The sequence below is a fragment of the Rhodococcus sp. 7Tela_A2 genome (assembly GCF_049311045.1).
In the GTDB taxonomy this organism is placed as follows: domain Bacteria; phylum Actinomycetota; class Actinomycetes; order Mycobacteriales; family Mycobacteriaceae; genus Rhodococcus.
The window spans coordinates 1-13,017 of the sequence record NZ_JAXION010000117.1 but is presented as its reverse complement, the minus strand read 5'-3'; the positions used below and the strand labels follow the sequence as shown (position 1 = coordinate 13,017).

Sequence of the window (13,017 nt, the reverse complement as noted above, 5' to 3'; positions counted from 1 at the left end):
GGGACGGGTTCGAGCTTCCCGGTTCCGAGTTCGGGTCCGGGTCGGTTCCGGTGGTGTCGATCGACACTCTGGATCTTTCGGGCGTTGCGGCCGGTCCGGTGTCGGATGCGGAGCGGATTGCGCCGGTGCGGCCGTCGAATACGGCGTATGTGATTTTCACGTCGGGGTCGACGGGGCGGCCGAAGGGTGTGGCGGTGTCGCATGGTTCGGTGGTCAATCAGGTGTCGTGGTTGGTAGCCGAGTACGGGCTGTCGCCGGATGATGTGGTGTTGCAGAAGACTCCGTTCACGTTCGATGTGTCGGTGTGGGAGTTGTTCGGCGGGTTGGCAGCGGGTGCGCGTGTGGTGATCGCGAGCCCCGACGGGCATCGGGATCCGGCGTATCTTGCTCGCGTGATCGGTCGGGAGCGGATTACTGCGACGTCGTTTGTGCCGTCGATGCTTGCGGTGTTCGCTGCTGTCGCCACGCGCGAGGAGTGCGCGTCGTTGCGTGTGGTTCTTGTTGCGGGTGAAGCGTTCCCTGCGGCTTTGGTCGATCAGTGTGCTGCTCTGGGGTTGCCGCGGTTGCACAACTTGTACGGTCCGACCGAGGCGACGGTGCATGTCACGGCGGGGCCGGCCGAGGCGGGTAGTGCGGGTGCGGTTCCGATCGGGACCCCTGTGTGGAACACCCGGACCTATGTTTTGGACCAGCGGCTGGTGCCGGTACCGGTCGGAGTTGTCGGTGAGTTGTATTTGTCGGGTGTGCAGTTGGCTCGTGGGTATGTGGGTCGGCCGGATTTGTCGGCGGAGCGTTTTGTGGCGTCGCCGTTCGGTGCGGGGGAGCGGTTGTATCGCACGGGTGATCTGGTGCGGTGGAATGCCGATGGTGAGTTGGTGTACATCGGTCGTTCCGATTTTCAGGTGAAGTTGCGGGGGTTGCGGATCGAGCTCGGTGAGATCGAATCTGCTCTTCTGGGCTTGGATGGTGTCGGTCAGGCTGTGGTGCTGGTGCGTTCGGATGCGCATGCGGGTGAGCAGTTGGTGGCGTATGTGGTGCCGGCTGCGGGTGCGTCGGTGGATTCTGTGGTGTTGTTGCGTCGGTTGGGTGCGGTGTTGCCGGGCTATATGGTGCCGTCGGCGATGGTGGTGCTCGATGAGTTCCCGCTCAACAGCAGTGGCAAGCTCGATCGCAAGGCGTTGCCTTCCCCTGTCTTCGAGGCTCGGGAGTTCCGGGCGCCGCAGACAACCGTCGAACAGGTTGTGGCGTCGGTGTTTTCCGAGGTGCTCGGTGTCGAGCGGGTCGGGCTCGATGATGATTTCTTCGCCTTGGGTGGAAACTCACTGATTGCGACCCAGGTGGTCGCGCGTCTGGGTGCGGCACTCGATACCCGGGTGCCGGTGCGGGTGTTGTTCGAGGCGTCCACCGTCGGGGAGCTGGCGGTGCGGGTGGAGCAGGTGTCCGGTGGTGATGCCGGGGTGCCGTTGGTTGCTCGGGTTCGGCCGGCGCAGATTCCGTTGTCGTTGGCGCAGCAGCGGATGTGGTTCCTCAACCGGTTGGATCCGGTCTCGGGGGCGAACAACATTCCGGTGGCGATCAGGTTGTCGGGCTCGTTGGATGTCGATGCGTTGCAGGCGGCCGTGTCGGATGTGGTCGCACGGCACGAGTCGTTGCGGACGGTGTATCCGGAGATCGACGGGGTCGGTTTCCAGAAGGTGCTCGGTGCCGACGACGCGGTCGTGGAGGTGCGTGTCGAGGACATCGCGCCCGACGAGGTGCCGGCACGTGTCACGCAGGTTGTGACGACCGGTTTCGATGTCACGCAGCAGGTTCCGATCAGGGTGCGGCTGTTGCGGGTCACGCCGGAAGAGCACATTCTGGTGGTGGTGGTTCATCACATCTCGAGTGATGGGTTCTCGATGGGACCGCTGACTCGTGATGTGGTGACGGCGTATGCGGCGCGGGCCGTGGGCGCGGTCCCGGAGTGGTCGGCGTTGGAAGTCCAGTACGCGGATTACACGTTGTGGCAGCGTGAGGTTCTCGGCGACGAGTCGGATCCGGAGTCGTTGCTCGCGCGGCAATCCGAGTTCTGGCGCACTGCTTTGGCGGATCTGCCGGAGGAGTCGACGTTGCCGGCGGATCGGCCTCGTCCGGTGGTGTCGAGTTACCGGGGCGCCTCACATGGTTTCGTGATCGATCGGCGCGTCCGTGCGGGTATCACCGATCTCGCCCGTCTCAGTGGCGCAACGGAATTCATGGTGGTGCATGCTGCTCTTGCGGTGATGCTGTCCCGGTTGAGCGCCCAGTCCGATATTGCGATAGGCACGCCGATCGCGGGTCGTGGTGAGGCTGCGCTCGATGATCTGGTGGGCATGTTCGTCAATACGTTGGTGTTGCGGACGTCGGTCGATGCGGGGGTGTCGTTCGGGGAGTTCGTCGATGAGGTCCGCCGGGTGGATCTCGATGCGTTCGCGCATGCGGATGTGCCGTTCGAGCGGTTGGTGGAGGTGCTCGATCCTGCGCGTTCGCAGGCGCGTCATCCGTTGTTCCAGGTGATGTTGACTTTCCAGAATATGGCGGCTGCGGAGCTCGAGTTGCCTGGTCTGAGTGTCTCGGGTGTCGACTTCGATGCGCAGATCGCGAAGTTCGATCTGCAGTTGACGTTGTCGGAGGGGTATGTCCAAGACGGTTCGCCGGTCGGCTGGAGTGCGGAATTGACGTACGCCACCGAGCTCTTCGATGCGGTGACGGTGGAGGGCTTTGCGGATCGGTTCGTGCGGATCCTTGAGGCGGTGGTGGCTGATCCGTCGCGGCGGGTGGGCGATATCGATCTGCTGGGCGCCGATGAGCGGGTGAGGGTGCTCGAGCGGTGGAACGATACGTCGCATCCGGTGCCGGAGTCGACGTTGCTGGATCGGTTCGATGCGCAGGTCGCTGCGTCGCCGGACGCGGTGGCGGTGGTGTTCGAGGGCGAGTCGTTGACATACGGCGAGTTCGATGCGCGGGTCAATCAGCTTGCGCGGTATCTGATCTCGCGGGGTGTGGGTCCGGAGACGACGGTGGGGTTGGCGGTGCGCCGGTCGTTGGATCTGTTGGTGGGGATGTATGCGATCGTGCGGGCGGGCGGCGGGTATGTGCCGATCGATCCCGACCATCCGGCCGATCGCATCCGGCATGTGCTCGATATTGCTGACCCGGTGTGTCTGGTGACGACGGCCCGCGATGGGTTCGAGGTGCCGTCCGGGGTAGATGTCGAGACGATGGAGATCGATCGGCTGGATCTGGCGGGAGTCTCTGCCGAGCGGATCGGTGACGAGGAGCGACGGGACGCGCTCCGCCCGGACAACACGGCCTACGCCATCTTCACGTCCGGTTCGACGGGCAAGCCCAAGGGCGTGGCCGTGACGCACCGCGCGATCGTCAACCAGATCGACTGGATGCTGCACGAGTTCGCGATGACGTCGGAGGATGTGTATTTCCAGAAGACCGCCACGACGTTCGACGTGTCGTTGTGGGGGTTCTTCATGCCGCTGAGTGTGGGTGCGAAGTTGGTACTCGCGACTCCGGACGGACACCGCGATCCGATATATCTGTCGGAGGTCATTGCGCGGGAGAAGGTGACGATCACCGATTTCGTGCCGTCGATGCTGACCGTGTTCGCGGCGCACGCTGCTGCAGAATCGTGCAGCACGTTGCGGGAGATCTTCGTCATCGGTGAAGCGCTGCCGCCGGAGACGGTCGACGGGGTGCGCCGTATCAGTGCGGCGGGGATCGACAATTTGTACGGGCCGACGGAAGCTGCGGTGTCGGCTACGTTCTGGCAGGCGCCGTCGGAGGGATCGGTCGATGTTGTGCCGATCGGTGAGCCGGAATGGAACGTGCAGGTGTACGTGCTGGACGGCCGCCTGCGTCCGGTGCCGGCCGGGGTGCCGGGTGAGTTGTACCTCGCCGGCGTGCAGTTGGCGCGCGGGTATGTGCGCCGGCCGGATCTGACGTCGGATCGGTTCGTGGCGAACCCGTTCGGGCCGGCCGGGGACCGGATGTATCGCACCGGTGATCTGGTTCGGTGGAGTAGCGACGGTGAACTGGAGTACATCGGGCGCACTGATTTCCAGGTGAAGTTCCGGGGCCAGCGCATCGAGTTGGGTGAGATCGAGAGTGCGTTGCTGGCGCACGGCTCGGTCAGTCAGGCTGCGGTCGTGGTCTCGTCGTCGGGCGCCGGGGATCAACTCGCGGGGTATGTGGTTCCGGTTCCCGGGGCCACCGTAGATCGTGGTGAGTTGATCGAGTTCGTGTCCGGGTTGTTGCCGTCGTACATGGTCCCGGGCGCTGTGGTGGTTCTCGATGAGTTCCCGCTCAATACGTCGGGCAAGCTGGATCGGAAGGCGTTGCCGGCGCCGGAGTTCGAAGCCCGCGAATTCCGGGCGCCACGGACCCCGGTGGAAGAGATTGTGGCGTCGACGTTCGCCGGCGTGCTGGGTGTCGAGCGGGTCGGGCTCGACGACGATTTCTTTGCAATGGGTGGCAACTCGCTGAACGCCACGCAAGTGGTCGCACGGCTGGGCTCGGCGCTCGACACTCGGGTGCCGGTGCGAGCCCTGTTCGACGCACCGACCGTCGAGGCGTTGGCCGCACACGTCGGGCAACATGCCGGCTCGGGGGGAACGGTGCCTCTCGTTGCTGGGCCGCGTCCGGACCGGGTTCCGTTGTCGCTGGCGCAGCAGCGGATGTGGTTCCTCAACCGGTTCGATCCCGACTCCGTGGCATACAACCTGCCGATCGCGTTGAGACTCAGCGGACGACTGGATCTCGCTGCACTGCAGGCAGCCATCCGCGATGTGCTCGAACGACACGAAATGCTGCGCACCTCCTACCCGCAGTCGGACGACGGTGCCGTTCAGATCGTGTTGCCGGTCTCATCGGTAGCGCCCGATCTGGAGCCCGTCCGGACGGACTGGGATCAGTTGCCCGGCCTCGTTCGTGAGTTGGCGAATACGAGTTTCGACGTCACCGCCGAGGTGCCGATCCGAATTCGCCTGTACGCGGTGGGGGACGACGAGATCATCGTCGCCTTCGTCGTCCATCACATCTCTGCCGACGGTTCTTCGATGGGTCCACTGACCCGTGACCTGGTTGCGGCCTATGTGGCGCGTTCCGGCGGATACGAGCCCGGCTGGGAACCGCTTCCGGTGCAATACGCCGACTACTCGTTGTGGCAGCGTGAGGTACTCGGTGACGAGTCGGACCCGGAGTCGTTGGCGGCCAAGCAGATCGCGTTCTGGAAACAGTCCTTGGACGGCCTTCCCGATCAGCTGGACCTTCCGACCGACCGGCCACGGCCGGCGGAACAGTCCTTTGCCGGCGACAGGGTCGAGTTCGACATCGACGCTGATCTGCATCGTAAGCTGGTTGAGCTCGCGCGAGCGCGGAATTCGACGTTGTTCATGGCGGTGCATGCGGCTTTCGCTGTGTTGCTCGCGCGTTTGTCGGGCACCGAGGACATCACGGTCGGCACGCCGATTGCGGGTAGGGGACGTCGCGAGCTCGACGATCTGATCGGCATGTTCGTCAACACTTTGGTTCTGCGTTCCCACGTGGATGTGAGCGGTTCGTTCGATGCTCTGTTGGAGCAGACACGCGAGCGGGATCTCCAGGCGTTCGTGCATGCCGACGTTCCGTTCGAGCGTCTCGTCGAGGTACTCAACCCTGAACGGTCCACCGCGCGGCATCCGCTGTTCCAGGTGGGGTTGTCGTTCCAGAACTTGGCAGCGACGAGCCTGGAGCTGCCGGGTCTGACGGTGTCGGGGTTGGATGCGCAAGTGCAGACCTCGCAGTTCGACCTGCATCTGGTCGCCGCGGATCGCTACCACGAGGATGGGTCTCCGGCGGGGATCGGTAGCGTGTTGACGTTCGCGACGGATCTGTTCGACAGGTCGACGGTTGTGGGGATCGCGGAGCGGTTCGTGCGAGTGCTCGAGCAGATCGTCGCCGAGCCGGGGCTTCCGGTGGGAGATCTCGATATTCTCGGGGTCGAGGAGCGGAACCTGGTGCTGGAGGAGCACAACCGCACGAGCTGCCCGCTCGGGGCGCCGGTGACGTTGGTGGACTTGTTCGATACTCAGGTACGGCGTGATCCTGCGGCGACGGCGATTGTTTTCGAGGGCGTGTCGCTGTCGTATCAGGAGTTCGATGCTCGGGTGAACCGGCTTGCCCGTCATTTGATTTCGGTGGGGGTTGGGCCGGAATCGACTGTGGCGTTGGCGATGCGGCGGTCGGTGGAGCTGCTGGTGGGTATGTATGCGGTGGCCAAGACAGGTGGTGCGTATGTGCCGCTGGATCCGGATCAGCCGGAGGAGCGCACGCATTACATTGTGTCGGTGGCGGCTCCTGCGGTGGTCTTGACCACCGCGCGTGACGAGTTCGATGTTCCCGAGGGCGTGGGTTCGGGGATCGTCGTCGTTCGGCTCGATACCGCTAGCCTCGATGGGTACTCGGGTTTGCCGGTGAGGGACGTCGATCGGCTTGCGCCGTTGCGGCCGGAGAACACGGCGTATGTCATTTTCACGTCGGGTTCGACCGGTCGGCCCAAGGGTGTGGCGGTGTCCCATGCGGCGATTGTCAACCAAATGCTGTGGATGCGGGACGAATACGATCTCGGGCCCGATGATGCTTTGCTGCTGAAGACCGCTGCGACGTTCGACTTGTCGGTGTGGGAGTTCTGGTCGGCGCTTGTATCCGGTGGCCGTGTCGTTGTTGCGGCGCCGGACGGTCATCGTGATCCGGCGTATCTCAACGGTCTTGTCGCGTCGGAGGGTGTGACGACTCTGCATGTGGTGCCGTCGATGCTGACGGCGTTGATGACGGACTCGGATGGTGTTCTGCCGTCGTCTTTGCGCCGGGTGCTCGCTATCGGTGAGGCGTTGCCTGCGTCCACGGCTCAGCGGTTCCTTGCCGGCAATGATGCGCGGTTGGACAATCTTTACGGTCCGACCGAGGCTGCGGTGTCGGTGACCGGTCACACTGTCGAGGTGTCCGATGTGGTGTCTGTGCCGATCGGGTCGCCGCAGTGGAATACGCGGTTGTTTGTGCTCGATGCGCGTTTGCAGCCGGTGCCGGTGGGTGTTCCGGGTGAGTTGTATCTTGCGGGTGCGCAGCTTGCTCGTGGGTATTTCGCGCGGCCTGATCTGACGGCGGAGCGGTTTGTGGCGTCGCCGTGGGGTGATGGTGAGAGGTTGTACCGCACGGGTGATTTGGTGGCGTGGACGAGTGACGGTGAGCTCGGGTATTTGGGTCGTACGGATTTCCAGGTGAAGGTTCGTGGTTTCCGGATCGAGCTCGGTGAGATCGAGTCGGCGCTGCGGCGGATGGATGGCATTCGTGATGTGGCGGTGGTTGCTCGTGGCAGCGAGCGTGTGGGTACCCGTGTGGTTGCGTATCTGGTGTCTCGGCCGGGTGTCGATCTCGATACCGGGGAGGTTGCATTCGCGCTGGGTCGGAGTGTGCCGGCTTATATGGTGCCGTCGGCTTTTGTGGTGCTCGACGCATTGCCCCTCAACATCAACGGCAAGCTCGACCGTAAGGCGTTGCCGGATCCGGTGTTCGAGGCGACAGCGTTCCGGGCGCCCGGGTCCAGGATCGAACAGGTCATCGCGGACGTGTTCGCCGAAGTTCTGGATGTCGACAAGATCGGCGCGACCGACGATTTCTTCGCGCTCGGTGGGGACAGCATCGTCTCGATCCAATTGGTGTCACGGGCAAAGGCCCGAGGTGTGCACTTCACGCCGCGAGACGTGTTCGGCCGCCGTTCGGTTGCGGGACTCGCCGAAGTGGCCACGTGGGAAGAGAGCACCGGGCCCGCGTCGCTCGACGAGTTGCCGGGCGGTGGAATCGGCGAGGTTCCGCTCACGCCGGGTATGCGCGAAGTGCTGAGCCGGCCGGGTGGCTTCGACCACGCCGCACAGACCGTCGCCGTGGAGATCCCGTCGGATATCGACCGGAATGCACTCGAGCGCGCGATCGGCGTCGTGGTGGATCACCACGATGCACTGCGTTCGGCCCTCGAAGGTGGCGCCGACGGTGAACCGATGCTGCGCGTGCGCAGCGCAGGCACCGTCGATCCGGCGCAACTGCTCGCCAGGGTCGAGGTTTCGGCCGATACCGACGATGCCCGGATTGCCGAGATCGCACGACCACACCTCGACTCCGCTCTCACGGCCCTCGATCCGTACGCCGGGTCGATGCTGCGTCTCGTCTGGCTCGATTTCGGCCCGGGCGAGCGAAAGGGAATCCTGCTCCTTGTCGCACACCGTCTGGTGGTCGACGACGGTTCGTGGCGCATCATCCTTCACGACCTCGGTCTGGCATGGGAGCAGATCGCCGCGGGACAGGAACCGCGACTTCCCGCCGTCGGCACGTCACTGCGGCGGTGGGCGCACGGCGTTCTCGAGGTCGCACCCGAACACAGATCCGAGTTGTCCTGGTGGGAGCGCGCATTGGACGGACCGGATCCCGAAATGGGGATGAGACCGTTCGATCCGGCCGTCGATACGACGTCGACGGTGCAACGGCTGGAGGTGTCCGTTCCTGCCGCCGACACCGATGCGCTGCTGACCTCGGTGCCGGCGCTGTTCAATGGCGCGGTCACCGACGGCCTGATGACGGCCCTCGGTTTGGCATTGGTGCGCTGGCGCCGCGATCGTGGTGTGGAGTCGTCGTCCGCGCTGGTCCGGCTGGAGGCCGACGGACGTGCGGACACCGCGGTGGCCGGGGCCGACCTGCAACGAACGGTGGGTTGCTTCACCGCTGCGTATCCGGTGCGAGTCGAACTTGCCGGTGTGGATATCGACGAGGCATTCGCGGGTGGGCCGGCCATGGGTGCGGCGATGAAGGCGGTCAAGGAGCAGTTGCGGGCCGTTCCTGCCGGCGGGACCGGCTTCGGCGTGTTGCGGCATCTCGATCCAGAGGCACGGGATCGCCTGGCATCGGTTGAGCGGTCGCCGCAGGTGCGTTTCAGCTACCTGGACCGGCGGTCGCGCCCGGACGCAGGGCCGGGGGGCCCCGCCGGCCCGCGGGGCGGGCCGCACCCGAGTCCGTCTGGACACCGACAGGTGCCCTCGGCGAACTGGAAGTGCATCTGTCCACCGCGATTCCGGCCGACGTCAGCGTCGATATCGAGGCTGTGTTCTCGGACGGCTCCGATGGCACGCGCCTCGATACGACGATCGCGTTCCCAGCCGGGTTGTTCGACCGTGACGATATCGACGAACTGTCGCAGCATTGGCTGCAAGCGCTCGATGCGCTTGCACGGCACGGGTCTTCGCCCGGTGCCGGTGGGCTGACACCGTCGGATCTCCCTCTCGTCGACCTCGACCAGAGCGACATCGAGATCTGGGAGCAGCGATACCCGTCGCTCACTGACGTGTGGTCGCTGTCGCCGTTGCAATCAGGTTTGCTCTTCCACGCTTCGATGACGGCCGACGAACGCACCGATGTCTATACGATGCAGGCGGTCCTCGATCTCGGCGGCGACGTCGACCCCGATCGTCTGCGACGCGCGGGACAAGCTCTGCTCGACAGACACAGGAATCTGCGGGCCGTGTTCGTCACCGACGAGGCAGGCCGATCGTTGCAACTCGTTCTCGACGAGGTCGAGTTGCCTTGGCAGGTCATCGAAGCGAGCGATCTCTCCGGCCGTGCCGGTGAGAGCGGGGTGCCGGCGCTGCTGGCCGAGGAACAGGCTCGGCGTTTCGACATGGAGCGTGCGCCTCTCATTCGGTTCCTCCTCGTGAAGTCGCACGAGGACCGTTATCACCTGGCCGTCACCGCCCACCACATCCTTTTGGACGGCTGGTCGATGCCGTTGCTCATGCAGGACCTCATGGCTCTGTACGTGCTGCGCGGCGACCGTGCGGCCCTGCCACCCACGCGTTCCTACGCGGACTTCCTCGCGTGGCTCGAGGAGCAGGACCATGCCGCGTCGCTGGAGAGGTGGGCCGAGGCGATGGGTGGCATCTCGGAACCGACGATTGTCGCTCCGGTCCAGCGGGACGCGGACAACGACACGATGTCGAAGATGTCGGTCCTCGTCGACACCGACCGAACAGCGCGGCTGACCGCGCTCGCCACCGAAAGCGGCGTCACGGTCAACACACTCGTCCAGGCTGCGTGGGGCGTTCTACTGGGCAGGATCACAGGGCGCGCCGACGTCGTGTTCGGTGCGACCGTCTCGGGTCGCCCCGCAGACCTGCCGGGCGTGGAGACGATGGTGGGCCTGTTCATCAACACACTGCCCGTGCGGGTCCGGATCCACCCGGACGAACCCGTAGTGCAGATGCTGCGCCGCGTGCAATCGGAACAAGCCGACCTGCTGGATCACCACTACGTCGGGCTGTCGGAGATCGAACAGCGGATCGGGACTCCGATCGGGTTCGATTCGTTGCTGGTGTTCGAGTCGTATCCGATCGACAGGGAGGCGTTGACCGACGCGGCCGGATCCCTCGACGGTATGACGATCACCGACGTGGTCCTCGACGATGCCACGCACTACCCGATCACCCTGATGGCCGTTGCGGATCGACAACTCGAGCTGACGTTCAAGTACCTGGAGAGGTTCTTCGACGAGGCAGGGATCGGACGGATCTCGGAACAACTCGTGCGTGTGCTGGATTCGTTCGTGTCCGAGCCGGAAGGAGTTGTCGGCGACATCGACCTGGTCGATGCGGACGAACGCGCACGTCTTGTCGCCGAGTCCGGACCGTCCGCAGGCGCCGTCGACACCGGAGCGCGGACACTCGCCACGGTCCTGGCGGAGGTGGTCGAAGAGGATCCGTCTGCTCCCGCTCTGGCGGTGCCGGCAGATCCGTCGGTCGGAGGCGAGGGCACCGAGATCCCGTATCGGGAGCTCGACGCGCGCTCGTCGCGTCTCGCCAGGTTCCTCATCGCCCGCGGAGTCGGCACCGGCGACGTGGTCGCGGTCGCGATGCCTCGATCGGTGCAGTCGGTGGTCGCTGCATGGGCGGTCGTCAAGACCGGCGCTGCCCTCGCCATGATCGACCCCGGCGGAGAGATGTCGCGCCAGTCGGAGGGAACCGTGGTGACCCTCACTGTTACCGGCGTTTCCTCGCCCGATGGTGAACGGATCGTCGTCGACGATCCGGATGTGCGCGACGAACTGGCCGCTCTGCCGTCGGATCCCGTGACGTACAGCGACAGAATAAGGCAGGTCGGTGCGAACGACCCCGCAGTCGTCACAGCATCGAAGACGTTCACCAACGAGGAACTGATCGACCGTATCGGGTCGCTGCGTGAGAAGTACGGGCTGACGTACGAGTCCAGAAGCGCCGTTGTGGGCAGTGTCGACATCGAGGTCGTGGCACTCGAACCCCTGGTCGTGACCGCGACAGGTGCTGTGGTCGTAGTCGTACCCGCGGACGCCACATCGGGTCCTGGCCTCGACGGGGTGCTGTACGGCCAGTGGGTGACGCACGTCCATCTGCCGGGCGCGTCGCTGGGCACGTTGGAACCGGGGACACTCGAGGATCTCGCAGCCGTCGTCGTGCTCGACGACGTATCCGGGGTACCACTGGAGGAGTGGGGTGCCGCGCACCGCGTGTACCAGCTTCCCGACCTGGGCTGATTCCGGTGGGGCCGATTCGTCCTCGGCCCCACCGGTCGCCCGGATCCGGCACTGCCGGAGGCACTGCGGGTAACGTCGGGGCTTGCTCCGGGGATGGACCGGGAAGATTACTTTCGACTAGCGTCGCCTGTTTCGAGGCGGCGAAGTGCTTGTTCGATTACGGGCGCGACCACTGAATTATCTGAAGCGAAGGGTGTGGGCTTTCCATGTCACGACACGACGGCAGTTCGAACGAGGCCACTCCGGTGAACGCATCTCGATCGGCACGTCCGGAGTCCCGCGACGCGGCAAGCGCCCGTACCGGTGCACATAGCCAGCGACCCGAACGGGCACCACGTGCCGAACGTGCTCCGCGACCGGCGCGAGGAAACCGCGCGCACGGTCGGCGCGGTGTGCTGTTGCCGCAGTTGCTGGTGTCGGCGGTGGAGTCGCGTGGTGACGCGGTGGCGGTGGTCGCAGCCGAGGGATCGTTGTCGTATCGCGAGCTGGACGAGGTGTCGTCGCGGTGGGCGCGGTGGCTGATCGGTCGGGGTGTCGGACCGGGCGACGCGGTGGTGGTTGCGGTGCCGCGTTCGCTGCTGTCGGTCGTGGTGTTGTGGGCGGTGGCGAAGTCGGGGGCGACTTTCGTGCCCGTGGATCCGGGTTATCCGGCTGAGCGCGTGCAGTTCATGGTGTCCGACTCCGGCGCGGTGCTGTGTCTGTCGGTGGGGTCGTCGGTGCCGACGGTGTCGTCGGTGGCGGGGTCGGTGCCTGTGGTTGCCGTCGACGATGTGTCGGTGGTCGCGCAGGTGGAGGCGTTGTCCTCGCGGCCGGTGTCGTATGCGGATCGGGTGCGCTCGCTGGAGGCGTCGGATGCGGCGTGGATGATCTACACGTCGGGTTCGACGGGACGGCCGAAGGGCGTGGTGGTATCGCATTCGGGTGTCGGTGGCGTGATTTCGGCTGAACGTGAGCATTTCGGGGTGGAGTCGTCGTCTCGGGTGTTGCATGTGTGTTCGCCGAGTTTCGATGTGTCGTTGCTCGAGCTGGGTGTGGCTTTCTCGGCGGGTGCGACGGTGGTGGTGGCGCCGGCAGGTGTCGGTGGTGGCGCCGAGCTGGCGGATGTGATTGTGACGCAAGCGGTGTCGCATGTGTTGATGACGCCGGGCGCTTTGGGGTCGATGGATCCGGCCGGTATGGATTCGTTGCGTGTGGTGGTGGTTGCGGGTGAGTCGTTCGCGCCGGAGTTGGTGCGGCGGTGGGCGGTCGAGGGCCGCCGGTTCTTCAATGCGTACGGACCTACGGAGACGACGATCCTGGCGAGCTCGGGGGAGTTGGTGCCGGGTGCGCCGGTGACGATCGGGTCGGCGATCGCGGGGGTGGGCTGTTTCGTGCTCGATGAGCGTCTGCGGCCGGTTCCCGAG

At 65.1% G+C, this 13,017-nt stretch carries 3 protein-coding genes; all 3 read left to right on the top strand.

The genetic code is table 11. The annotated features are described in order from the left end of the window. Positions 1–9,317, top strand: a 9,317-nt coding sequence (locus TVH25_RS17910) for an amino acid adenylation domain-containing protein (RefSeq protein WP_422425049.1), incomplete at its 5' end; no start/stop codon positions are given. After that, positions 9,218–11,614 (top strand): condensation domain-containing protein, encoded by a 2,397-nt coding sequence (locus TVH25_RS17905; protein ID WP_422425047.1) that lies wholly within the window; start codon positions 9,218–9,220, stop codon positions 11,612–11,614. The genes TVH25_RS17910 and TVH25_RS17905, both read left to right, overlap by 100 nt. A 392-nt stretch (positions 11,615–12,006) precedes the next feature. Then, positions 12,007–13,017: AMP-binding protein (locus TVH25_RS17900; protein ID WP_422425045.1), on the top strand; the 1,011-nt coding region annotated here is incomplete at its 3' end.